This window comes from Delftia sp. RIT313, from assembly GCF_000632165.1.
GTDB lineage: Bacteria > Pseudomonadota > Gammaproteobacteria > Burkholderiales > Burkholderiaceae_C > Comamonas > Comamonas acidovorans.
This window is the reverse complement of record NZ_JFYT01000068.1, coordinates 13,961-39,415: the sequence shown is the minus strand read 5'-3', so window position 1 is coordinate 39,415 and position 25,455 is coordinate 13,961. Positions and strand designations below refer to the sequence as shown.

Sequence of the window (25,455 nt, the reverse complement as noted above, 5' to 3'; positions counted from 1 at the left end):
GGGCCTGTTCGCTTTTGGGCTTCTTGCACACGCCGATATGCGCCTGCAGCCAAAAGCCAGCGATTTTATAGGCGAAAGCCACCTTGCCCCGCTGCATGGGTCCTTGAGACAAGGGCCATGAAACACGGCGCAAAGCCTGCTCCGAGGTAACGGAGCGGACCGGGCGGCGTTACGTAACGTGTGCCGTAACAGACCGTTGCTGAGACATTGTGATCAATAACAAAAACCATACAAATCAATATCTTAGGAAGATTCCTAGGCCATCCAGACCTGCCACCGGCACATGGCATGCATGTTGCACAAAAGGGCTCGACAGATTTCACGGCTTCCAAGCCACCGTCTGACCTTGTCGTTTCAACCCTTGTCTGGAGAGAGCAAATGACCGCCCAATCGATGCAGCCCACTGGCAACACCACCGTCAGCCCCGTGCAGTTTGCTGACCAGCAGCCCTCCACCGTTGTGCTTGCACAGCTGGGCACATCGAACACGCAGCCCGGCGCGGCTGCGGTGCTCATGCCCCGGGGCGCCGGCCCCGCCACGATGTCCCAGGTCAGCCCGGGCGTGCAGATCGTGCGCAACGGAGAAACCCTGATGGCCCAGCCCGGCAGCGCGCTGCAGGTGGGCGACAAGATCATCGTGCCCTCCGACGGCAGCGCCAAGGCGCTGTTCCAGGGCAAGGACGGCCAGACCCTGGTCGGCACCTTCGAGGGGGGCACGCAGGCCACGCTGACCCAGCGTGATGGCGACGGCGCAGGGGCCATGGTGCTGGACCTGGCCTCTGGCAACGTCCAGGTGGCACCCGCCAATGACGGCGACGCCCTGGGCCTGATCGTCACCAAGGAAAGCGCCGCGGCCGCAGCCGGTGGCTCCGTGCTCAGCGACTTCCTGCTGGCCGGCCTGATCGGCGCGGGCGGCGTGGGCCTGATCGCAGCAGCCAACAGCAGCGACGACGATCCGGCGCCCCCGCGCCCGACCGACCCCACCAACCCGACGAATCCGACGGATCCCACGAATCCGACCAACCCCACGAACCCGACAAACCCCACCAATCCGACCAACCCCACGGAGCCCACCAACCCGACCAACCCGACGAATCCGACCAACCCCACGGATCCCACGAACCCAACCAACCCCACGAACCCGACCAATCCGACCAACCCCACGGATCCTACGAACCCGACCAATCCCACGAACCCCACCAATCCGACCAACCCCACGGATCCTACGAACCCGACCAATCCCACGAACCCCACCAATCCGACCAACCCCACGGATCCTACGAACCCGACCAACCCCACCAATCCCACGGATCCGACGAACCCGACCAACCCGACCAACCCGACCAATCCCACGGACCCCACCAATCCGACGGATCCCACGGACGGCCATGGCCTGATCACCTCGGTGCAGGACGTGGTGGGCGCACTGGCAGGCGGCACGGTGGCCGGCCCGGTGGGCAACCTGATCGATACGCTGGTCAATCCCGGCAGCGGCACGCTGTCCGGGGTGACAGGCCTGCTGGAGAGCCTGACCAGCACCAATGGCGGGCCGCTGGGCGTGCTCACCGAGCTGGTGGACGGCCTGGTCAATATCCAGAATCAGGGCCTGGAGCCCCTGATCAGCACGCTCAATGAGCTGCTCAAGGGCCTGGACGAAGCGGGTTCCGGCGGCTCCATCGGTACGGTAGTGGACAACGTGCTCGGCGGTCTGCTCGACGAAGACGGTGCGCTGGGCGGCCTGCTGGCCGGCGTGGGTGGACTGCTGGGCGGCCTGGTGGGCGGCGGAACGGGCAATCCTCCCGGCACGCCGGACAGCGGCGTGGTCACCTCCGTGCAGGACGTCGTGGACGGCCTGCTGGGCGGCACCGTGGCGGCCCCCGTGGGCCAGTTGCTCGATGCGCTGACCAATCCCACGGACGGACTGCTGTCCACCGTGACCGGCGCGCTGGAGAACCTGACCAATGTCGAGGGCGGCCCGCTGGGCGTGCTGACCGAGCTGGTCAACGGCCTCACCCAGGTGGACGGCGAAGGCCTGGCCCCGGTGATCGGCACGCTCAACGAGCTGATTGCCGGTCTGGGCAACGGCCTGGGCGAAGATGGGCTGGGCGGACTGGTCGGCAGCCTGCTGGGCGGCCTGGTGCCCGGTGGCGGCACGGGCGGTGGCACGGGTGAAGGCCTGGTCACCACGGTGCAGGATGTGGTGGACGGCCTGCTTGGCGGCACCGTCGCAGCCCCTGTGGGCCAACTGCTGGATGCGCTTACCAATCCCACCGATGGAACGGCCTCGGTCGTCACCGGCCTGCTGGAAGGCCTGACCAGCGTGGACGGCGGCCCCCTGGGCGTGCTGACCGAACTGGTCAATGGCCTGACCCAGGTCGATGGCCAGGCCCTGCAGCCGGTGATCGGCACCCTCAACGGCCTGATTGCCGGCCTCGGCAACGGCCTGGGCGAGGGCGGCATCGGCGAGCTGGTGGACGGCCTGCTGGGCGGCCTGATCCCCGGCGGCACGGGCGGCGGCAGCGGCGACGGCCTGGTCACCACGGTCCAGGACGTGGTGGACGGCCTGCTCGGCGGCACCGTCGCAGCCCCTGTGGGCCAACTGCTGGACGCGCTGGCCAATCCCACCGATGGCACGGCCTCGGTCGTGACCGGCCTGCTGGAAGGCCTGACCAGCGTGGACGGCGGCCCTCTGGGCGTGCTGACCGAACTGGTCAATGGCCTGACCCAGGTGGACGGCCAGGCCCTGCAGCCGGTGATCGGCACCCTCAACGGCCTGATTGCCGGCCTGGGCAGCGGCCTGGGTGAAGGCGGCATTGGCGAGCTGGTCAGCGGTCTGCTGGGTGGCGATGGCGGCCTGCTGGGCGGCGTGATCGGCGGCGACGGTGGCTTGCTGGGCGGCGTGCTTGGCGATGACGGCCTGGTCGGCGGTCTGTTGGGCGGCGATGGTGGCCTGCTGGGCGGTGTCCTTGGCGGCGATGGAGGCCTGCTGGGTGGCGTGCTTGGCGAAGACGGCCTGGTCGGCGGTCTGCTGGGCGGCCTGGTTCCGGGCGGCGGCACAGGCAGCGGCGACGGCCTTGTCACCACGGTGCAGGACACCGTTGGCGACCTGCTCGGCGGCACGGCTGGAGCGCCTGTGGGCCAGGTACTGGATGCGCTGATCGACCCCGGCACCGGCGCCCTGTCCGTGGTCACGGGCCTGGTGGAAGGCGTGACCCAGGTCAACGGTGGTCCGCTGGGTGTGGTGACGGACCTGGCCAACGGTCTGACGCAGGTCCCGGGCCAGGCACTGCAGCCGGTGATCGGCACCGTCAACGGCGTGCTGGCCGGCCTGACGGGCGGCGATGGCCTTCTGGGTGGCGTGGTCGGCGGTGACGGCGGCCTGCTGGGTGGCGTGCTCGGCGACAACGGCCTCGTCGGCGGTCTGCTGGGCGGCGACGGTGGCCTGCTGGGCGGCGTGATCGGCGGCGATGGCGGCCTGCTGGGTGGCGTGCTTGGCGAAGACGGCCTGGTCGGCGGTCTGCTGGGCGGCGACGGTGGCCTGCTGGGCGGCGTGGTCGGCGGCGATGGCGGCCTGCTGGGTGGCGTGCTTGGCGATGATGGCCTGGTCGGCGGTCTGCTGGGCGGCGACGGTGGCCTGCTGGGTGGCGTGCTTGGCGAAGACGGCCTGGTCGGCGGCCTGCTGGGCGGCCTGGTTCCGGGCGGCGGCACAGGCAGCGGCGACGGCCTTGTCACCACGGTGCAGGACACCGTTGGCGACCTGCTCGGCGGCACGGCCGGCGCCCCTGTGGGCCAGGTACTGGATGCGCTGATCGACCCCGGCACCGGCGCCCTGTCCGTGGTCACGGGCCTGGTGGAAGGCGTGACCCAGGTCAACGGTGGTCCGCTGGGTGTGGTGACGGACCTGGCCAACGGTCTGACGCAGGTCCCGGGCCAGGCACTGCAGCCGGTGATCGGCACCGTCAACGGCGTGCTGGCCGGCCTGACCGGCGGCGATGGCCTGCTGGGTGGTGTGGTCGGCGGCGACGGCGGCTTGCTGGGTGGCGTGCTCGGCGATGACGGCCTGGTCGGCGGTCTGCTGGGTGGCGACGGCGGCCTGCTGGGCGGCGTCCTTGGCGGCGATGGCGGCCTGCTGGGTGGCCTCACGGGCGGACTGACGGGCGGCTCCGGCCTGGTCGGCGGCCTGCTCGATACGGTAGTGGGCGACAACGGCATCGTTGGCGGACTGCTGGGCGGCGACGGCGGCCTGCTGGGCGGCCTCACTGGCGGTCTGACGGGCGGCTCCGGCCTGGTCGGCGGGCTGCTCGACACGGTGGTGGGCGACAACGGCATCGTTGGCGGACTGCTGGGCGGTGACGGCGGCCTGCTGGGTGGCCTCACTGGCGGATCGGGCCTGGTCGGTGGCCTGCTGAACACCGTGACGGGCGACAACGGCGTCGTCGGCGGGGTGCTCAACACCGTGGCAGGTGACAACGGCGTCGTCAGCGGCGTTCTGGACACGGTGGCAGGCAACAACGGCATCGTCAGCGGCGTGCTCGACACCGTGGCCGGTGGCAGCGGCATCGTCAGCGGCGTGGTCAATACCGTGGCGGGCGACAACGGTGTCGTCAGCGGGCTGGTGAACACGGTGGCTGGTGACCACGGCATCGTCAGCGGCGTGGTCAATACCGTGGCCGGCGACAACGGTGTCGTCAGCGGGCTGGTGAACACCGTGGCTGGCGACAACGGAATCGTCAGCGGCGTGGTCAACACGGTGGCCGGCAACAACGGCATCGTCAGCGGCCTGCTGGGTGGCGGCAGCAGCGGCGGCGGCCTGCTGGGCGGGCTGCTGGGGGGATCGTCCGGCGGCGGGCTGCTCGGTGGCCTGCTGGGTGGCACATCGCACGCGGCAGCGGCCTCGGTCGCCGAGCTGGATCCGATTGCCACCTCCATCAGCAGCCATGCCAGCAGCACGGCCGATGCAGCAGCCAGCGTGCTGACGCAGCAACTGCACCACAACACCCTGCTCTGAGCGGCCGCGGCGCCTGCGGGCGCCGCATCCATACCCTGCGCCGCCGCCCCACGGTGGCGGCGCACGTCCCAGGAGACCCTCCATGTCACACACTTTCAGGCTGTGCACCATCGTGCTGCTGGCCGCAGGGCTGGCCGCCTGCGGATCCACCGCCACCACCAGCACGCAGCGTTCCGAGCACCACTACGCCTTCGGCAAGGCCCCGGCCCCGGCGCCGGCAAGCTCCGGCGTCGCGCCCGTGGTGGCCACCACGCAGGCCGACCAGCGCGGGCCCGCCAACGTCGCCCACATCGTCTACTTCGACTTCGACGCCTACACCATCCGCAACAGCGACCGGGCCATCGTGGAAAGCCATGCGCAGTGGCTGCGCAGCAATCCCGGGCGCTCGGTGATGCTGCGCGGCCATACGGACAGGCGCGGCGGCATCGAATACAACCTGGCGCTCGGCCAAAAACGTGCCGACGCGGTGCGCAACAGCCTGCAGCTGCTGGGCGTGAACCCGGCCCGCGTGGAGTCCGTCAGCTACGGCAAGGAGCGGCTGGCCGACGAAGGCACGAGCGAAGAAGCCCACCAGCGCAACCGGCGCGTGGAATTCGACTACCGCTGAGCCGCCGCGCTCCGCATCCGCCTGCCGCCGGGCCGCCATGAAGGAACAGATCCGCACGCGGTCGGTGCACCGCAGCCCGGCGTCCCGTCCCCACGGGAAGAGCAGCCTCCCAATGACCCTGACCGAGGCCGAGAGCATGTTGTCGCAGCAATTGGCAAATGGCCTGGAGTACCTGGCACGGCACATGGTGCTGCTGCCCGAACCCTACCCCGGCTGCATTCTTTTCTTCACGGTGTCGGCCGAGAACAAGGTTGCCTCCGTCTTCCATGTGCGCGCCACCACGCTGGAGGCTGCCTGGCGCGAGGGTGCGACACGCGTGCGCCAATGGGCCTGGGCCCGCAAGCGTGACGAGGTCGATCTGCGCATCGACTGGGCGCAGGACATCACGCCCCTGAAGGCGGACAGTCCGCTGCCGGACTGCAGCGCCTGGACCCAGGCGCCCATGCGCTCCCTGGCCCTGGCAGATGCCAGCCTGGAGCGTGCGCAGCTGCTGCAGCCCCTGCTGCCAGATCCGCACCCGCTGGGCAGTGAAACAGGCAGCGCCCAACGGCCCCTGCACCCGCCCTGCCTGCTGCTGCACCTGCGCGGCATCTATATCAGCGGGGAGCAGCCCGCCCTGGCCGTGCCGCGCACCGACCCGCCCGAGCAGCGCCTTTGGCCCCACCTCGTGCCCGTGCACGCTGCGCTGCAGCAACTTCTGGCGCAGCAGGGCACGGACGGAAGCTGGCCCGGTTGCGGGGATGTCTGCGACCACCTGGGCGTGACCTACGCCCTGCTGCAGGCCCAGCGCCATGCGGGCAGCGCCGCGCTGGCGCAGGCCATTGCGCTGGCCGTGGACCATGTGGAGCAACGGCTGCAGCCATTGCCCGGCGACTGCATGCCCAGCGCGCTGGCCATGCTGGTGCTGGCCCGCCACCTGCGCAACAGCTTTGTCCTGGGGCAGGGAGCCGACAGCCAGGCCCGCGCCCGCATTCCGGCGCTGATGGATCCGCTGGCGGAAAGCCTGCTGTCCATGGCTGCCGCTTCGGCCAGCACCACCAAGGCTGCCTCCGCTGCCGCCAATGCCGCTGAAGCCGGCACACCCCGCTCCGGCCAGCCCATGCTGACCTGGGCCGAGCTGGCCATGCATGTCTACGCAAGCTCGCGCCCCCCCACCAGCGACAGCCCCACGCTGCGCGCGGCGCGCAGCGCCCTGCCCGACACGGCGGCCCTGCCTGCCGCCTTCCTGCAGGCCGCGCTGCCGCAGCTGCTGGGCATGGATGGCGGCAATGACGGCAATGACGGCAATGACGGCAATCGCGACGATGGCGAAAGTGTCGACAAGGCAGGCGCCCTTTGTGCACGCTGGATAGGCATTGCCCTGGTCGAGAGCCTGCAGCTCGACGCAGGCCTGGAGCCGCAGCCCACCGACCTGCTGCGCCAATGGCAGATCAGCCTGCAGCGCCATCTGCAAGGCATGGCCCAGCGCGCCATCTGGCCTGAGCAGGCGCTGTACCTGCCACCCGCCCGGCGCCGCCATGCAGCCTTTGCCGATGGCAGCCTGCGCCAGGTCCTGCAGTCCCCGCGCGAAATCGCCTGGCTGCTGGCATCCAGCCTGGCAGGCCTGGAACTGCTGGACGCTCTGACCCAGGCACTGCGCGCGGCCACCAGCCATGCCGCTGCCGAATCCGGGGAAGACGCACTGCCTGCGCAGGCAGGCCATGGCTTGAGCGCGGGTGACAGCCTCGCCAAAGCTTCCCCGCCCTCGCCATCACTCTCCCTCGCGTCGCGGGCCGATGAGGCTGCGGGCCAGCCGGCTTTTCCGCCCACAGCGGGCTCCATGTACCCGTCCATGTCCTGGGACAGAGCTTCCCTGGCTGAACTGATGAACGGGTGCTGGCTGGATGCCACGACAGAGCCCGGCACAGATCCCAGCACTGATAGCGGCACCGGCTGCGCGGGATTGGACGCCAGCCGCCTGCACCACCAGCCCGGCGCCGCCGTGCTGGTGCGGCGTGCGGGCATGGCCCTGGGCGTGCAGGCTGCGGCCCTGCCCACGCTGCGCGCCTCGGCGCTGATCAGCAGCAGCCCGCAGGGCCTGCTGGACCACGGCGTGCCGGTGCTGCATGTGCCTGATATGGAAGAGGGCCTGCGCAATCTGGCGCAGGCGGCCCGCCGCCGCATCCAGTCGCCCGTGGTCGCCGTCAGCGGCTGCGTGGGCAAGACCTCCACCCTGGGCATGATGCGCCAGTGCCTGCAGGACGGGGGAGACGCGCGTGGCGATGCCCTGCTGTCCCAGGGCACGGCGCTGCAGATGATCAATTGGAGCGAGGCCTCGCCCTGCGCCCTGCTGGAGCTGCCATTGCAGGCACTGCGTGGCGACCTGCCGCTGATTGACCCAGATATTCTGGTTATTACTAATCTTTCAATAAATAACACCCCCCATTCAGGGGAGTCCGAGCCCTCCGGACAGGCCGGTCTGTCCGGTGAAAGAAAATACGAAGCATTGCAGGAAGTGCTTGAAGCCATGCAGCTCATGCACAAAGGCAGTGCGCTGGTGACCGATCAGGACATAGGTGGAAACCCCAGTGTTATTGAGCATGCTAGGCGCATGGGACTGCGCCTGATCACGTTTGGCCCCCATTGCAATGCACAGGTCCGTGAAATGGGGTTTCACAATGGAAATCTTCAAATAGGCATGGGCAGCCTGCGCCTGGGCATTTCCCTGCAATCCGACGGCCACCACATGGCACTCAATGCGCAGGCGGCCCTGGCGGCCCTGCATGCATTGGGCTATGCGCCCGCACAGGTGCAGGCCTCACTGGCCCATTGGCAGCCCATGATCGGAGCCGGGCAGCCGCAGCTCCTGCCCAGTGGAATCTGCCTGCTGGACCACAGCCTGAGCAACCACTTACTGTCCATGACGGCTGCATTTTCCCAGCTGCAGTCGGTCGCTCCCCATGTGAGCAGAAGGCTGATCGTGCTGGCGGGCATACAGCCCGGCCAGGCCAGCATAGACGCTGCGCAGCTGGCCCTGGAGCCGCTGGTGCGGGATGCCCAGGCCCGGCGCGTGCTGCTGTACGGGGAGCCGCTCAGGCCGCTGGCGGCAGCCTTGGGCGATCTTTTGCACGTCAATTGGTATGACGATCTGAATCAGCTGATTTGCTCGCTGCTGAGAACAACCCATAAAGGCGATACGGTTTTGTTGGCCGGCCGCGCCACGACCAATCTTGCCCTGGCGGCCGATGCCATACGGGATAGTTTCAGTGGCCACGGGGGCCATTTAATAGCGTCTATTCAGGCTCCCTGCTTTGATCCACATCAAAAACAAATGAACATGCATTCTTGATTGAATAAAACTTATAGAGGGCTGTATATAACTCGCTACAGTGTTTGTGAAACGAGTACCTTTACATTTTGTAAAGATGCTTACTAAGCCCATCAGAACATGATCCGATACCTTCTTCCCCGTCAGTTGGCCAAGGCCACGGCGATGCCGTCGGGAACGGAGACGGTGGGGGCTTTTGCATCTGCCATCGCCGAGTCCTTCGACCGGGCTGCGCACCAGCTGCGCCGGGCTGGCTGGCTGTCGCTGCCCATCAGTCTGCTGGGCCTGCTGCCGTCCATCTTCCTGCTGCAGGTCTACAACCGCGTCATTGCGCGTGGCGGCACCGCCACCCTCACGGCCATGGTGGCGGGCGTGCTGTTCTTCCTGGGTGTGGAATGGTGGCTGCGGCGCAGGCGCGCCCGCGCCCTGCGCGAAGCCGGCGCCATGATCGACCGCGACGTGTCCCAGGCGCTGATGCACTCCATGCTGCGCCACCCGCTGGCCGCGCTGGAGCAGCGCTCCTCCAGCCAGTGGCTGCAGCTGTTCCGCGACGTGAGCGCCATGCGCTCGGGCATGTCCGGGGGCCTGGCGACCTCGCTGCTGGACCTGCCCATGGCCCTGCTGGCCCTGGTGGTCATCGGCATCATTGCCTGGCCCGTGCTGCCGGTGATTCTGGTGGCCATGCTCATCATGGGCGTGCTGGCCTGGTGGTGGGCCGACGAGGTGCGCAGCGGCCGCGTGGAGGAAATCGCCCAGGCCCGCATGTTGGACCGGGGCACGGCCGAGATCTGCAATGCCCGCGCCACGCTCAAGGTGCTGGGCTACGACGCCGCCGCACGCCAGAACTGGCAAAGCGGCTATGACCGCTGGCTGGCCGAGAGCTTTGGCAAGAACGGCGAGATGGAAAACGCACGCGAGGCCAGCACCGTGCTGCTGACGCTGTTCTCCATTGCCGTGATCACCGTGGGCGCCATTGCCATCAATGCGCAGTGGATGAGCATCGGCAGCCTGATGGCCGTGAACCTGCTGTCGGGCAAGGCGCTGGGCCCCATCTCGCAACTGGCCAGCAACTGGCGCTCGCTGGCCCATGCCAACGAGGCCGCACGACGCCTGCAGGCCGTGCTGGAGGAACCCGTCGAGGCCATGACCGACACCGTGGACCTGCCCCGGCCCCAGGGCCGGCTGCGCCTGGACCAGGCAAGCTTCCACTACCCGGGCGGCCATGTGGCGCTGGAGCAGGCATCGCTGGAGATCGGCCCCGGCGGGCTGCACGCCATCGTGGGGCGCAACGGCGCCGGCAAGTCCACCCTGGCCAAGCTGCTGGCCGGCCTCTACCAGCCCACGCAGGGGCGCATCTTCATCGATGAATACGACATGGCCCAGTTCCCGCGCGCCGAGCTGGGCCGCTGGATAGGCTGCCTGGCCCAGCAGGTGTACTGGTTCAGCGGCCCCATCGTGGACGGGCTGCGCATGGTCAACCCCGATGCCGACGACCACAAGATCGTCACCGCCTGCCAGATCTCGGGCGCGCACGGCTTCATCAGCCGCCTGCCCCAGGGCTACCAGACCGTGCTGGGCGAAGGCGGCGCGGGCCTGTCGGCCGGCGAGCTGCGCAAGCTGGCCCTGGCCCAGCTGTTCCTGCGCAACCCCTCGGTGCTGATCCTGGACGAGCCCAGCAACGACCTGGACTTCGAGAGCGAAACCGCGCTGCTGCAGACGCTGCGGCAGATTGCGCTCAAGCACACGGTCATCGTCGTCACGCACTCGCTGCGCGTGGCCTCCATGGCCCAGCATCTCTACCACGTGCGCGGCGACGGCGGCATCGAGCATGGCTCGCCCCAGCTGCTGCTGCCCCAGCTGTTCGGCACGGCGCGCGAGCCTGCGGCCCCCGCAGCACCCGCAGCGTCCGCAGCCCCCGCAACGCCGGCCGACCCGGCCCCGCATGCCGATCACCCCGCCGTGGCGCAGGAGCTTGCCTCATGAGGGCCGGGCGCTACGACGACCTCCCCCTGGTGCTGCGCCAGTCGAGCGAAGCGCAGGCGGCCGTGCACGGCCAGCCGCCTGCGGACGCGTCCGGCGCAACGCCCCCCACCCCTGGCCGAACCGCCCTGGCGCGGGGCAAGTGGCTGCTCGTCATCCCCGTCGCCGCCCTGGTGGTCACCGGCCTGTTCTATCCGGTGGAGAACGTGGTGGTCGCCAGCGGCCAGGTCATCCCTTCCGACCGCGTGCAGACCGTGCAGCATCTGGAAGGCGGCATCGTCACCGCCGTCCATGTGCGCGAAGGCCAGGCCGTGACCCAGGGCCAGCCGCTGCTGGAAATCGACCTGGGCAGCAACAGCCTCAACCTCGAACAGCTCACCGCCCGCATGGCCACGGCCCAGGCCGTCAAGGCGCGTCTGGGCGCGGAAAGCCAGGGCCGGCCGCTGCAGCGCACCGCCTTCCCCGCCGACCTGGACGCGCAGGTGGTCCAGGCCGAACTGGGCGCCTTCTCGGCGCGCGCGCTGGAGCACCAGGGCAGCCTTGCCGCAGCCCAGGCCCAGCTGCAGCAGGCGCGCGGCGACGTGGCCCAGGTGCAGGCGCGCATCGAGGGGCTGGAGACCAATCTGCGCCTGCACCAGCAGGAGGCCTCCATTGCCGGCCAGCTCGCCTCCGAGCAGCTGATAGGCCAGCTGGAAGTGCTGGACAAGCAGCGGGCGCTGGAGCAGGTGCGGGCCGAGCTGGCTGCCTCGCGCCAGACGCTTTTCAGCAACCGCGCCAAGATCGAGCAGGCCCAGGCCAAGCTGCAGGAGACCCAGGGCGCCTTCCGCCGCCGCGCCTCCGACGAGCTGGCCCAGACCGAACGCGAGCTGGCCAGCCTCAACGAAGACCTGGTCCGCGCCCGCACCCAGCGCACGCGCACGGCCGTGCTGGCGCCCACCAGCGGCTTCGTCAAGGGCCTGCGCAGCTCGGGCGCAGGCTGGGTGGTCAAGCCCGGCGAGCCCATCCTCGAAATCGTTCCGGACAAGGACGAAGTCATCGTCGAGGCGCGCCTGAGCCCCGCCGACCGTGGCTATGTGCACCCCGGCCAGGCCACCCGGGTGAAGATCTCGGCCTACGACTTCCTGCGCTACGGCTCGGTGCCCGGCCAGGTCACCCTGGTGGCGGCCGATGCCGACCGCGATCCCAACCTGGCCGACTCGCCCTCGTACTTCCGCATCCAGGCCAGCCTGGAGCAGCCCTGGGTGGGCCGCACCGACAACCGCATCACCACCGGCATGCAGGCCGAACTCGACCTGCTGCTGGGCCACGAACCCTTTATCTGGTATTTGCTGCGGCCCGTGCTGCGCATCCAGAGCGAAGCCTTCCGGGAGCCCTGATGCCAGGCCGCCCGACCTCCCCTTCCATGGGCTGGCACGCCCGCTGCCACACCCGGCTGCGCCAGCTGCTGGCCGCTGCCTGCTGCCTGTCCGCACTGCAGGCGCTGCAGGCCGCTGCCGCGCCCGTGGCTGCGGCGGACAGGGACCTTGATACGGACATCGGCATGGTTGCCGCAGCCGCACCCGCACCCGCATCCACATCCGCAAACACGGCCGCAGCCGCACCGGACCCCGTGGTCCTGCGCCTGGCCCAGCACCTCACGCCCGGCACGCTGGCCAGCGACGGCGGGCAGCGCCGCCTGCTCGATGCCCTCTACGCCCTGATCGACGAATACCCCGACGTGCGCAAGGCGCGCGCCGCGCTGGAATCGGCCGGGCATGACGTGAACACCGCGCGCGGCGCGCGCTGGCCCACCTTCAAGGTCGGCACCAACACGGGCGATGCCAAGCTGCGCCGGGGCCGCGAGTCCTACACCGCCGTCAACGCCGAAGTGCGCATGGCCCTGCTGGACGGCGGCGCCATCGGCGCGGGCATCCGCTCGGCCGAATCGCAGGAAGCGGCCCAGGGCAGCGTGCTCTACGGCACGCGCCAGAACGTGCTGCTGGAGGCGCTGACCGCCCTGCTGGAGCTGCACCGCTTCGAGGACAAGGCGCGCGTGGCGGCCGAGTCGGCGCGCATCATCGGCCAGCTCGCGCGCATCGAGGAGCGCCGCGCCGAACTGGGCGCCGTGGGCCGCAACGACCTGCGCCAGGCCGCCTCGCGCCAGGCCGGCGCCCTGGCACAGCAGCACGCGCTGGAGTCGCAGCGCATGGATGCGCAGGCCCGATTCACGCGCTACTTCGGCTTCACGCCCCAGCCCGGCTGGCTGCCCCAGCTCAACGTGCCCGTGCAATGGATGCCGGCGAACGAGGACTCGGCCCTGCAGGCCTCCGAAACCGTCAGCCCCGAGCTGCAGGAGATGGAGCAGCAGATCGAGAAGGCCCGCGCCGAAGTGGACCGCAGCAAGTCCCAGCGCTTTCCCACGCTGGCCGCCGTGGTGGCCCACACGCGCGACCCCAGCGGCGTGCTCTATGCCGAGGGCACGCGCTACGGCGTGGAGCTGAGCTGGAACTTCGGCAACGGCTTCGAGCTGCGCGACCGCATCCTCAAGGCCATCAACGAACTGCAGGCCCAGGAAGCGCAGCAGGAAACCGTGCGCCGCCAGGTGCGCGAAACCGCCTCCGCCGCCTGGGGACGCACCCAGTCCGGCCGCCAGCGCGAAAGCCAGCTGGCCGACGCCGTGCGCGAGGCGCGCGCCGCCTTCGAGGGGCGCCGCCGCCTGCTCGAAGTCGGGCGCGGCAGCCTGGCCCAGGTGCTGGACGCCCAGCTGGACATGCAGCGCCTGCTGCTGGACGAGGCCGACGCCATCTACGACCAGCGCATCAACGAACTGCGCCTGGCACGCACCACCGGCCGCCTCCTGCCCCAGGACCCGCCCGATCAATGGCTGAACGCGCTGTTCACCCCGCAAAAACCGATTCCGGCAGGTGGTGGTGCGCCAGGCACTGCCCCCATGGACGAGCCCGGGAACGCGCCCGGCCCTGCGCCCTCGCGCATCCGCCCCGAACCCCAGGACGCTGCCGTGGCCACCCTGTCCGCCAGCGCCATGCCCCAACGAATACAGCTGCGCCTTGAGCAGCAGTTGCGCCCCGTTTCAGACGCTTTTCCAACCACCGCCTCGCGACAGCAGTGGTGAAGTGAGAAGCGGCAAGTGAGGTTTCCCGTGCAGCGGCCGGCTTCTGCCCATCGCCAGCCGCCGCCATCGACAACGATGGGCTTTTGCAACCGAAAGGACGATGCCATGACCGACATCATCAAGAACTTCTGGAAAGACGAAGAAGGCGCCACCGCCATCGAGTACGGCTTGATCGCCGGCCTCATCGCCGTGGGGATCGTGGTGGGCGCCACCGCGCTCGGCACCAATCTGAATGGGCTGTTCACCCGGATCGCCACCAAGCTCACCGGCTTCGTTCCCTGAGCGCCGGCTCCGGCGCGATCTGGCCGGGCTCGGGCGGGGCTTGCCTCCGCCCCCCGGCGCCAAGGCATTTTGCAAACCGAAAGGACCATGCCATGACCGAAATGATCAAGAACTTCTGGAAAGACGAGGAAGGCGCCACCGCCATCGAATACGGGCTGATTGCCGGCCTGATTGCCGTGGGCATCGTCGTGGGCGCCACCGCGCTGGGTACCGATCTGAACGGACTGTTCAGCCGGCTTGCCACCAAGCTCAACGGACTTGCCCCCTGAAGATGGAGTGGGCCTCGCTATGGCTGTGCGTCTGCATCACATGGCTCGCAACGATTGCGGTCATGGATCTGCGCATTCGGCGCGTGCGCAACTGGATGGTGCTGCTCGGCCTGGCCACAGGCGCGGCGGCGCTGGCCAGTGGGGCGCAGCCGTTCCAGGTCTCGGCCTGGAACGCGCTGGCCGGACTGCTGGCGGGGTTTGTCGTGCTGCTTCCTTTCTATGCACTGCGCTGGATGGGAGCGGGCGACGTCAAGTTCGGCGCGGTCGCAGGGCTGTGGTTCGGGCTGAGCTTCGACCTGCTGCTGATCTGGACCGGCGGCAGCCTGCTGGCCGGCCTGCACGGCCTTCTGGTGCTGTCATTGCGCCACCTGAGCCACAGCCCCACCGGCCTGTGGCTGCAGGCCCGGCTGCCCCTGGCCTGGGCGGCCCGCCTGGCACCGCTGGGCGCTGCGTCTCAGCCCGCAGGCGCCACCGATGGACCGCGCCAGCCCCAGCGCTCCATTCCCTATGCCGGCTACATGGCCATTGCGGCCATCGCCCTGGCCTGGCGCCACAGCCAGCCGCCTGCCTGAACGGGAGATGCCCATGCAGATCGCTTTCCCCTCGCCACGCACCCCACGGCCCGGCCCCGCCGCAAGCCGCCGCCGTGCGCTATCCGGACGCTTTCCTGCCCTGGCGGACCCTCTGCGCCATGGCAGGAAAGCGCCAGGGCAGCCCCCATGCCTGAACACCGTCGCCACCCACTTGCACCAGGAGCCCCAGCCATGAACCTCACCAAGATTCTTGCCGGACTGCTGGTGGGGCTGGCCATCGTGCTCGCAGGCCTTGCCTGGCTGCTGGGCAGCCAGCCCGCACGCCCCGTGGCCCAGCCCTCACCGGCCGCCTCGGCGCAGCCGGCCCCCGAGCCCGTGCCGCAGCATGCCGTCGTGGTCGTGGCCCAGGCCATTGCCGCAGGCCAGCGCATCGGCAGCGAGGATGTGAAGCTGGCCCAGTTGCCCGCCCCCGTACCCGGCAGCTTTGCCGCGACCGACGATGTACTGGGCCGCACCACGCTGATGGCGCTCACCCCGGGCACCCCGCTGTTCGAGCAGCAACTGCTCAGCGGCCTGGCCCTGCAGCTGGAGCCGGGACAGCGCGCCCTGGCGATCGCCATCCGGGAGCAGATGGCCGCGGGCCACCATGTGCGCCCCGGCGACTTCGTGGATGTCTACTTCACGCTGGACGGCAAGTCCGACCAGGCCCCCGTGGACGCGCAGACCCGGCTGCTGCTGGCGCGCAGCCGCGTGCTCGCCTACGGCTCCGGCAGCGTGGAACGCCCACCCATGCCGGCCGTCCAGCGCCAGGCGCAGCAGGACAAGGAATCGGCAGGCTCGTCGCTGCGCCGCGCCAGCGCTGCGGATCAGACGGGCCAGCGCCCTGAGAACGTGCAATCGGCCGTGCTCGCCGTGCCGCTGGACGATGTGGAGCGCCTCACGCTGGCCGAGAAATTCGGCCAGCTCACCCTGGCGCTGCGCAACCCGGACGACCTGTCCGTGCCCGATCCCAAGCTCTTCGCCGCCCTGCCCAGCGCACTGCAGCCGGTGGCGGGCCGCCTCCGGAAAGACCAGGCACTGGAGGGTGCAGACCGCGCCTTCGCCGGCCTGCGCATGCAGGACCTGGCCACCGGCGCCGACGCCAAAAACATCCGCAAGCCTGCCGCCCAGCCCATGACGGCCTTCGCACCCGCCGTGCGGCCGCCGCCGCAGCGGGCCCCGCGCGAACGCACCGTGGAGCTGCACAACGGAGCCGCGGTGCAGATGGTGAACTACTGAAAACACACAACAAGAGGGAGATGCCATGAAGTGCAAGAACATCTCGACGGCCGGAGCAACCCCGCTGCAGCGCGCGGTCTGGACGCTGTGCGGCAGCATGGCCTTGCTGGCATTGCCGCCAGCGGTGTCGGCGCCTGCGGACACCGCTGCCGTCCAAGGCATGCACAACCCCGGCGCCGGGGACATGCCCTCTGGCGATTCCCTGCAGCTGGTGGCCGGACGCCAGCACCTGATGCCGCTGGCCAGCACTCCGGGCCGCATCGCCGTGGGCGACCCCAATGTGCTGGACGTGAAACTGCTGCGCGCCACGCCGGGCTCCGGCGCCAGTGCCGGCTCCGGCTCCGGCGGCACCGAGCTGCTGCTCACGCCCAAGGCCCAGGGCAGCACCACGTTGGTGGTGTGGCCCCAGAAAGGTGGCGCGCCCCAGCGCTGGGAGGTCCAGGTCCGCGGCCAGCACCTGCTGCTGGAAAAGCGCCTGACCTCGGTTCCAGAACATGCCCAGGCCGTGGCCGAACTGCGCCAGTACGCGCCCGCCCAGACGCTGCTGGTGGACAACTCGCAGATCGACGTCAAGAGCAACACCGTCCAGGTGGACGTGCAGGTGGTGGAGTTCAAGAAATCCGCGATGAAGCGCATCGGCGTCAACATCTACAGCGGCGGGCGCAACAACCAGGGCTTCAGCTTCGGCAGCTTCAGCCCCGGCGTGGTGGGCAGCATCAGCACCAATACCAACGGCACGGGGACAGGAACGGGAACGGGCAATACCGGCTCGGGCGGCACGGGAGGCACGGGCTCGGGCGGCGTGTCCAACAACACCTCGTCGGCCATTGCCAGCGCCATGAGCCTGGTGATGACCTTCGGCAAGGCCTTCAGCGGCGCCGGCATCGTCACGCAGCTGAGCATCCTCGAAGGCAATGGCATGGCGCGCGTGCTGGCCCGGCCCACCCTGCTGGCACAGACCGGCCAGAACGCCAGCTTCCTGGCCGGCGGCGAGCTGCCGATCCCGGTGCCCGCGCGCGACGGCAACATCGCCATCCAGTACAAGGAATTCGGCATCAAGCTGCAGCTGACGCCCACCATCCTGTCGGACGATCGCATCGCCCTGAAGGTCTCGCCCGAGGCCAGCGACCTGGACTTCAACAGCGGCGTGACCATCAGCGGCGTCACCGTGCCCGCCATCCGCACGCGCCGCGCCGACACCTCGGTGGAGCTGGCCGATGGCGAGAGCTTCGTCATCGGCGGGCTGGTCAGCCGTGCCACCACCTCCAACGTCAGCAAGGTGCCGGTGCTGGGCGATCTGCCCATCCTGGGCACCTTCTTCAAGAACCTCAACTACACGCAGGAAGAGTCCGAGCTGGTGATCATCGTCACCCCGCGCCTGGTCCACCCGCTTCCCGCCAGCACCAATCTCGAAGCCCTGCTGCCCGGTGCGCAATCCGAGCAGCGCAACGCCGGCAAGGTCTGGCTGCCCTACCTCGCCGGCGGAATGAGCACCCAGACCGCCGTACCCGGCTTCTCGTACTGACGACATGACAAGCAAGCCCACCGCAACCGATTCGTCTGTGGACGCCACAGGCTCGCCGGCCATCGGCTCACCCACCTCGCTGGAGACCCTGCTGGGGCTGCGTTCCTCGGCCTCGCTGGCCGGCAAGCCGCAGCCCGGCACCGATGCGCTCGCGCAGGACAAGTCACCGCTTGCACAGGACAAATCACCACTGGACAGGATGCCCGCGCCCGCCGCGCCCCGCCCGACGCCGCAGCCGCTCGACAACGACCTGCAGGTGGAGCTGCTCTTCATCCACGCAGGCACCCCCGAAAGCTCGCTGGCCCAGGCCTGGCTGCAGCACATGCTGGACGGCGCACGGCTGCATGTGGCGCGGTTCCAGGACAACGTCACCGAGCAGGTGCAGCGCTACATGCCGCATGCCGTGCTCGTGCATTTCGACCCGCTGTCCACCGACGAGGCGGCCCACCTGGCCTCCCAGCTGCACATCTCCCACCCTCACCTGCCCTGCCTGGCCGTGGGCCGCACCAAGTACCCGCAGTGCATGCTGGCCGCGCTGCGCGCCGGGGTGCAGGACTTCCTCGACGTGGACGGCCCCGTGCAGGCCGCGCACCAGACGGTGATCGATCTGATCAAGCGCGTGCCCCCCTCGGCCTCGGGCATGCCCAACGCGCCGCTGACCGCCATCATGTCGGCCCGCGCCGGCCTGGGCAGCAGCCTCATGGCATCGCACCTGGCCTGGTACCTGCAAAAGCGCCTGCATGGCACGACGGCCGTGCCGGGCAAGGACGCCACGCCCCGCGAGATCAGCAACGAGACGCTGGACGGCCTGCTCATCGACCTGGGCTTTCCCAGCGGCGACTGCGGGCTGTACCTGGGCACGCTGGGCGACTTCGACTTCATCGAGGCCGTCAACAACCTGCGCCGCTTCGACCGGCGCCTGGCATCGACGGGACTGGCCCGCCATGAAAGCGGCCTGCGCCTGCTCACGCTGCCGCGCCAGCCCGCCCGCCTGCGCGACGTCTCCTATGCCGATGCCGACGCGCTGCTGCTGCGCCTGCGCCAGTACTTCCGCCACATCGTGGCCGACCTGGGGGCCGTCGTGCCCACGCAGCTGGCCATGCGCGTGGCGCTGCGCGCCAGCCAGATCTGGGTGGTCTGCGACCAGAGCGTGGCCAGCGTGGTCTCCACCACCGAGCTGCTGCGCCAGCTCGACGAGCAAAAGGTCGATCGCGAGCGCGTGCAGCTCATCGTCAGCCGGCACGACAGCCAGCTGGAGCTGGAGGCCCCGCAGATCGCCAGGCAACTGCAGTTGCCGCTGCTGGCCACCATTCCCGAGCGCCGGCGCGAACTGGTCCAGGCCGTCAACCAGGGCCAGCTGCTGCCCAGCCGGCTGCAGCGCGAGCCCTATGTGCAGGCCGTGGACAAGCTCGCCACCTTGCTGATCACCACCCACCACCAGGCCCATGCGGGCGATCAGGCCGCGCCCGCCCGGGGCCTGAACCGTTTCTTCCACCGAACAAGAAGCTGAACGCACCATGACGACCACGGCTTATTCCCATCTGGCCGACGCCCAGGCCAGCGAGTTCGAGCGAAGCGCGCTGTTCCTCGACCTGAAGAACCGCACGCACGAGCATTTGCTCAGCCGCATCGAGGAGCTGGGTGCCGAGTTCGGCCGTTGGTCGCAGGCCGCCATCGCGCAGTTCGTGCTGATGGAGCTGGACAGCTTCATCCGCCTGCACTCCGTGCCCGTCAACGAGCAGGAGGCGCTGCAGGTGGCGCGCGCCCTCACGCGCGAGCTCACGGGACTGGGGCCGCTGCAGCCGCTGCTGGAAGACCCGCTGGTCGAGGACATCCTCATCAACGGCCACGGCAACATCTACGTCTCGCGCGGCGGCGTGCTGCAGCGCGAGACGCTGCACTTCAAGGACGACGAGCATGTGCTGCGCATCGTGCGCCGCATCCTGGCGCCGCTGGGCCGGCGCCTGGACGAGTCCAGCCCCATGGTCGATGCCCGCCTGCCCGATGGCGGGCGCATCAACGTCATCATCGAGCCGCTGTCCATCGACGGTCCCTCGGTCTCCATCCGCAAGTTCCGCAAGGACCCGCTGACACCGCCCGAACTGGTGCAGCTGGGCACCTTCAACCAGGACATCTGCCGCATCCTGGAGATGGCCGTGCAGGCGCGCTGCAACATCCTGGTCAGCGGCGGCACCAGCTCGGGCAAGACATCCCTGCTCAATGCGCTGGCCAGCTTCATCCCGGGCAGCGAGCGCATCGTCTCCATCGAGGACACGGCCGAGCTGGCCCTCAACCACAACCACGTGGTACGGCTGGAAAGCCGCCCCGGCGGCTTTGACGGCTCGGGCCACGTCAGCATCCGCGACCTGCTGCGCAACAGCCTGCGCATGCGGCCCGACCGCATCATCGTCGGCGAGGTGCGCGGCGGCGAGGTGCTGGAGCTACTGCAGGCCATGAACACCGGCCACGACGGCTCCATGGGCACCATCCACGCCAGCTCGCCGCGCGAATGCCTGTACCGCGCCGAAATGCTGGCCGGCTTCGCGGGCTTTCAGGGCAGCGAGGTCAGCCTGCGCCGCCAGATCGCCAATGCCGTGGACTTCATCGTGCAGATCGGCCGCCTGTCCAACGGCCGCCGCCGCCTGCTGTCGCTGACCGAGGTCACGGGCATGACGGACAACATGATCTCCATGCAGGAGCTGTACCGCTACGAGCCCCAGGTGGGCCCTGACGGGCAGGAGATCGACCAGTGGGTGTCGCTGGGCATCTCGCCGCACTCGCCCAAGCTGCTGAGCTGGTGGCGCATGCAGCAGCAGACCGGCCACGGAGGCGTGCGATGACAGGCCTGGCACCCGCCGTCCTCATCCTCGGCGCGCTGGCCTGCCTGCTGCTGGCACTGGCGCTGTGGGTGATCATGCGCGGGCGCCGCAAGGAGCATGAGCAGTCGATCAACCTGCACATGAAGCGCAGCGTGGACGGCCACCGGGAGGTGATCTCGCCCTCGCCGCCCATGGCCGAGCCCGCGTTCCGCGCCCCCGCGGCGCAGCCCGCGCCCTCACCCGCTGCCGTGCAGTGGCTGGCCCAGCGGCTGGGCGTCCAGTCCTGGGGAATCTCGTCCAACACCCTGGCCCTGTTCGCCATCACCGGCCTGGTGCTGGCCTTGCTGGCGACCAGCCAGGCAGGTGCTGCCGCGGGGCTGGTGGTGGCCGTGCTGTATGCCGTGGTGCTGGCCTTCGGCATCTGGCGGCGGCAGGCCAAGCGCCGCGAAAGACTGCTGCAGCAACTGCCCGGCTTCCTGGACAACATGGTCCGCCTGATCTCCATCGGCAACTCGCCGCACGCGGCCTTCCAGATGGCGCTGAACAACGTCCCCGATCCGCTGGGCGACGCGCTGCAGCAGGCGGCGGCCATGCTCAGCGCATCGCCCGACCTGGGGCAGGCCATGGGCCAGCTGGAGCGCAACTGGCGCCTGCCCGAATTCGGCCTGCTGGCCGCCGTGTTCCGCATGAGCGTGCGCTATGGCGGCCGCGCCGACCTGGTGCTGGAGCGTGTCTCGGCCTACATCCGCGACCGCCAGTCCGCCGAGCGCGAGCTGCATGCGCTGTCCTCCGAGATCCGCATGTCGGCCTGGGTGCTGGCCCTGCTGCCCCTGGTGGTGGGGGCGCTGATCATGGTGATCAACCGCGGCTACTTCATGCGCATGTGGAACGACGACAGCGGCCAGACCATGGTCCTGGTCGCCGCCGCCCTGGAGGCCCTGGGCGCCTTTCTTCTCTACCGGCTGGCCAAGCTGAGGTGAACCCATGACAGCACAGGCACAGGCACAGGCACAGGCACAGGTACAGGTACAGCCCCACCCATCCGTCTGCGGAAGGAGCCACCGATGACCACGCAGCAACTGTGGATCGCCAGCATCAGCCTGGGCGCGCTGGGACTGGTGCTGTGGGCCTGCGCCCTGGTGTGGAAGCTGTGGCGCTCTGCCCGCGCCTCCAGCCAGGTCGCCAAGATATTGCAGGCGCGAGATACCGCATCGACCCCGAAGGCCGCCACGAAGAGCGCCCTGCAGGCCAACGACGCGCAGCTGCTCAACCCGCTGTCCATCAACGTGCGCTCCTCCGATTCGCCACAGGCGGTGGCCGCCAACCTCCCGCCCCCGGCCTGGCTGCAATGGGGCGTGGCCAAGGCCTTGCTGGCCGATGAGGACCGCAAGCTGCTGGACCAGGCCGGCGTGGGCACGCGCAACGGCAGCATGGCCTATGTGGCCAGCCGCATGGTGCTGTGCGTCGTCCTGCCCCTGCTGGCGCTGGGTGTGCTGCGCCCCGGCGAGAACGCGGCGCTGATCTACGGCTTTCTCGGGGTGAGCCTGGGGCTCATGCTTCCCAAATGGTTTCTGCGCTCGCGGGCCAAGGGCCGGCGCGAGCAGGTGGTCGAGGAACTGCCGCTGTTCGTCGACCTGCTGCGGCTGCTGCAGGGCGTGGGCCTGAGCGTGGACCAGAGCCTGCAGATCCTGGCCTCGGAATTCAAAAGCGTGCTGCGCGTCATCAGCGGAGAACTGGCCCTGGCCAACCAGCTCTACAACACCGGGCGCACGCGCGAGCAATCCTTCCAGCGCATGGTCAACATGAGCGCCGACGACGACATGAGCGCCATCGTCAACCTGCTGGTGCAGGTGGACAAGCATGGCGGTGCCGTGCAGGAGCCGCTGCGGGAATTCAGCATCCGGCTGCGCGAAAAGCGCCAGGCCAGCTTCAAGGAAAAGATAGGTTCCATCACCGTCAAGATGACGGGCGTCATGGTCCTCACGCTGCTGCCCGCCCTGCTCGTCATCACGGCGGGCCCCGGCTTCCTGGCCGTGATCAGGGCATTGACCACCATGGGAGGACGCTAGGCATGCGACACCAGGAAAACACCCGCGCAGGGCGGACGCCAGCGCCGGCACCCCTTGCAACCCTGGCAGCCCTGGCGACTCTGGCCTTTGCCCTGGCCGGCTGCGCCAGCAAGGGACCGCAGGGCTACGGCGCCCCTTCCGCGCAGCAGGAAACCGCCGCCCAGGCCCAGCAGCAATTGCAGAACGCCCAGCAGGCCACCCAGGTGGACAACGCCCAGACCTATCTGGACCTGATCACGCAGATGCAGCAGGCGGGCCAGTGGTATGCCTCGCTGGCGCACACCGAAGCCTTCGAGCAGCAGTACGGCGTGAACCCGGAGTCGCGCCTGATGCGGGCCGACGCGCTGCGCAACACCGGCCAGGTCGAGCAGGCCCGCCAGGCCTACCTGGCGCTGCTGCAGGGCGCCACCACGGCGCGGGCGCGGCGCGGCCTGGGCCTGCTGTACGCAAGCCAGGGCCAGTATGGCCAGGCCGTGGAGCAGCTGGACAAGGCGCGCCAGCTCAACCCCATCGACGCCAACGTGCTCAGTGACCTGGCCTACGCCCACATGCTCGACGGCCGGCTGGCCGCCGCGCAGATGCCCATCATGCAGGCCTCGCAACTCGCCCCGGCCAACGCGCGGGTGCAGCTGAACATGGCGCTGTTCTGGCTGGCCAGCGGCAACCAGGCCCAGGCGTCGCAGCTGCTGCGCCAGCTGGCCCAGCCCCAGGCAAAGGGCGCCCTGCCCATGATCGACCAGACCTCGCTGCAGACCCTGCAGGCACAGCTGACCAGCGTGCGCGATGCCGTGCGCCTGCGCGGCGACAGCCTGCCCGCCGAGGTCGGTGCCGGTGCCGCTGTGTCCAGCGCCCCTGTGCTGCCTTCTGTGCTGCCCCCTGCACTACCCCCTGTGCCAACCCTGGGCACCCGCCCCGAAGCACGCGCCACCGAGGCCCTGCCCGAGACCCTGCCGGCCGGCATCACCCGGCGCATTCTTCTTTCCGAGCCGCCCGGCGCCGCAGGCGCAGCACCGGCCTCGCCACTTTGAGGAGCACGACATGCCAGACACACACCGCATGGACCCACCGCGCCGCACTGCAGTCGCCAACGCTCTGGCCCCCTGGCTGCTGGCCGCCGGCCTGGCCCTGCTTCCCACGGCCGCGCTGCATGCCCAGGCCTTCGGCGAAGTGCAGAGCCCGCCCGAGCAGGTGGATGCACGGCCGCATGTGTTCGCCGAGCCCTCCACCGACTCCATCCTGGTCGGCTACACGCTCTACACCAACCCCGATGGAACCGTGATGTACCTGCCCCGGCGCGAGATCGACATCGGCGGGGGCACCCTGCGGCTGCTGGGAATGCAGCACAGCCAGCCGGGCCAGCGTGCGCGCCCCATCGCGGGCGAGCAGGCGCGGCGCAGCTATGCGCGCTACCTCAAGAGCTTCGAGACGGAAATCCCCGCCCTGTACAAGACCGGCGTCGAAGCCGGCGGCAAGAACTGAGGCCGGCCCCGGCCACGGCTTGCAGGAACGACCATGACCCGGCGCCAACCCCGCGCTCACCGCTCCCACCGATCTGCCAGCCTGCGGCAGCGGGGGGTGTATGCGCTGGAGTGGGCCATCATCTTCCCGGTGTTCTTTGCCCTGCTGTATGCCTGCATCAGCTACGGGCTGGCGTTCCTGGTGCGCGAATCCATGCAGGCCGCCGCCGAAGACGCCGCGCGGGCCACGCTGCGCTACCAGACCAGCCGCAGCGCCCGCCTGGACGCGGCCCGCAGCCTGGTGCAGCAGCGGCTCGACTGGCTGCCCGCCGACCTTCGGCCCACGGCTGGCAGCATCGACGTTCGCATCTGCAGGCTGCAGAACAGCGAACTGTGCTCGGCCACGCTGACCTGCGGCGTGCTGGTTGCCGAACGCTGCATGGTGCGCGTGGGCTTCACCATCCCTTATGGAACCAGCCCGATAGCGCCCGCCCTGCCGGGCTTCGGCCTGGTCATGCCCACCACGTTGACGGCCAGCGCCAACATCATGGTGGACAGGGGGGGTATATGAAGCACCCCCTGAGCGGCTGCGCCGCTTCCCCCTTGAAGGGGGACGACACCCTCGCTGCGGGGCGGCGCGGCCGGCTTAGGCCCTTGCTCGGTGTCCCTGGGTTGGGGCATGCCGTGCGTGAGACGGCGCCCTATGCATCGTCCCGCACTGCAACTTGCCGCGAGAAGACAGTTCAGGACACCTCTGCTGCGCGGCGGCAGCGCGGCGTGGCGGCGGTGGAGTTCGCGCTGATCGCCGGGGTGATGGTGATGCTGCTGATGGGCATGTTCGTGTACTGGCGCGTGCTGCAGGCCCAGCAGTCGCTGGCGCGTGCCACGGGCGATGGTGCGCGCATGGTCCAGCATCTGGCGTTTGGCGGGATGGCGGGCTACAACCCGGCCAAGCCGGCCGAACGCGCCAACATCCTGCAGGCCACCAGCGATGTGGTGAACCAGAGCCTGGCGGCCAGCGGCATTCCGGCGGGCACGGCGCCCACCCAGATACAGATCGACTGGGGCACTTCCCAGGCCACGCTGAGCGTGGTGTACATGCTTCCCCCCGTGCTGGGCCAGGGCCTGCAGGTGGGCAGCCAGACCTTGGGCGAACCCACGCGCCTGGAGTCCCGCAGCCTGATCAGGCTTGCGCCCGGCAGCTAGACAG

19 protein-coding genes are annotated in these 25,455 nt (G+C 69.4%); all 19 read left to right on the top strand.

Translation table 11 applies throughout. From position 1 onward, the window contains the following. Positions 1-378: 378 nt before the first annotated feature. A complete protein-coding gene (locus BW39_RS20570; protein WP_043823926.1) occupies positions 379-5,007 on the top strand; it encodes a hypothetical protein in 4,629 nt (1,542 codons plus the stop codon). Positions 5,008-5,089: 82 nt separating this feature from the next. Then, positions 5,090-5,614, top strand: coding sequence for an OmpA family protein (locus BW39_RS20565; RefSeq protein ID WP_012204004.1), 525 nt, complete (start codon positions 5,090-5,092; stop codon positions 5,612-5,614). A gap of 112 nt (positions 5,615-5,726) precedes the next feature. Continuing rightward, entirely contained in the window at positions 5,727-8,942 is a 3,216-nt protein-coding gene (locus tag BW39_RS20560) for a Mur ligase (protein WP_235264254.1), read from the top strand. Between the two features lie 99 nt (positions 8,943-9,041). After that, the gene (locus tag BW39_RS20555; protein ID WP_043823925.1) at positions 9,042-10,904 is read left to right on the top strand and encodes a peptidase domain-containing ABC transporter; all 1,863 of its coding nucleotides are present in this window, start codon (positions 9,042-9,044) and stop codon (positions 10,902-10,904) included. Then, entirely contained in the window at positions 10,901-12,277 is a 1,377-nt protein-coding gene (locus tag BW39_RS20550; RefSeq protein ID WP_043823924.1) for an HlyD family type I secretion periplasmic adaptor subunit, read from the top strand. The genes BW39_RS20555 and BW39_RS20550 overlap by 4 nt, the downstream gene beginning before the upstream one ends. Beyond that, complete coding sequence (locus BW39_RS20545; protein ID WP_043823923.1) at positions 12,277-14,013, top strand: TolC family protein; 1,737 nt, start codon at positions 12,277-12,279, stop codon at positions 14,011-14,013. Before BW39_RS20550 ends, BW39_RS20545 begins: the two co-directional genes overlap by 1 nt. A gap of 105 nt (positions 14,014-14,118) precedes the next feature. Next, entirely contained in the window at positions 14,119-14,295 is a 177-nt protein-coding gene (locus tag BW39_RS20540; RefSeq protein WP_013803749.1) for a Flp family type IVb pilin, read from the top strand. Between the two features lie 92 nt (positions 14,296-14,387). Then, positions 14,388-14,564, top strand: coding sequence for a Flp family type IVb pilin (locus BW39_RS20535; RefSeq protein ID WP_013803750.1), 177 nt, complete (start codon positions 14,388-14,390; stop codon positions 14,562-14,564). 2 nt (positions 14,565-14,566) lie between these two features. Then, positions 14,567-15,136, top strand: coding sequence for an A24 family peptidase (locus BW39_RS20530; RefSeq protein ID WP_081816268.1), 570 nt, complete (start codon positions 14,567-14,569; stop codon positions 15,134-15,136). Positions 15,137-15,328: 192 nt separating this feature from the next. Continuing rightward, positions 15,329-16,375, top strand: a complete 1,047-nt coding sequence (gene cpaB / locus BW39_RS20525) for a Flp pilus assembly protein CpaB (RefSeq protein WP_043823922.1) — start codon at positions 15,329-15,331, stop codon at positions 16,373-16,375. A gap of 25 nt (positions 16,376-16,400) precedes the next feature. Then, positions 16,401-17,900: a type II and III secretion system protein family protein gene (locus BW39_RS20520; protein WP_043823921.1), complete on the top strand. Its 1,500-nt coding sequence runs from the start codon at positions 16,401-16,403 to the stop codon at positions 17,898-17,900. A gap of 4 nt (positions 17,901-17,904) precedes the next feature. After that, positions 17,905-19,410: an AAA family ATPase gene (locus tag BW39_RS20515; RefSeq protein WP_043823920.1), complete on the top strand. Its 1,506-nt coding sequence runs from the start codon at positions 17,905-17,907 to the stop codon at positions 19,408-19,410. Positions 19,411-19,417: 7 nt separating this feature from the next. After that, a complete protein-coding gene (locus tag BW39_RS20510) occupies positions 19,418-20,740 on the top strand; it encodes a CpaF family protein (RefSeq protein ID WP_012203993.1) in 1,323 nt (440 codons plus the stop codon). After that, positions 20,737-21,699 carry a type II secretion system F family protein gene (locus BW39_RS20505; RefSeq protein WP_013803755.1) on the top strand — a complete coding sequence of 321 codons (963 nt, stop codon included), beginning with the start codon at positions 20,737-20,739 and terminating at the stop codon, positions 21,697-21,699. Before BW39_RS20510 ends, BW39_RS20505 begins: the two co-directional genes overlap by 4 nt. 84 nt (positions 21,700-21,783) lie before the next feature. After that, positions 21,784-22,788: a type II secretion system F family protein gene (locus BW39_RS20500; protein ID WP_043823919.1), complete on the top strand. Its 1,005-nt coding sequence runs from the start codon at positions 21,784-21,786 to the stop codon at positions 22,786-22,788. Between the two features lie 2 nt (positions 22,789-22,790). Continuing rightward, complete coding sequence (locus BW39_RS20495) at positions 22,791-23,816, top strand: tetratricopeptide repeat protein (RefSeq protein WP_043823918.1); 1,026 nt, start codon at positions 22,791-22,793, stop codon at positions 23,814-23,816. A 10-nt stretch (positions 23,817-23,826) separates the two neighbouring features. Next, positions 23,827-24,267, top strand: a complete 441-nt coding sequence (locus tag BW39_RS20490) for a DUF3613 domain-containing protein (RefSeq protein ID WP_043823917.1) — start codon at positions 23,827-23,829, stop codon at positions 24,265-24,267. A 33-nt stretch (positions 24,268-24,300) separates the two neighbouring features. Further along, positions 24,301-24,816, top strand: a complete 516-nt coding sequence (locus BW39_RS20485) for a TadE/TadG family type IV pilus assembly protein (RefSeq protein ID WP_043823916.1) — start codon at positions 24,301-24,303, stop codon at positions 24,814-24,816. 113 nt (positions 24,817-24,929) lie between these two features. Next, entirely contained in the window at positions 24,930-25,451 is a 522-nt protein-coding gene (locus BW39_RS20480) for a TadE family protein (RefSeq protein WP_043824131.1), read from the top strand. Positions 25,452-25,455: the final 4 nt, after the last annotated feature.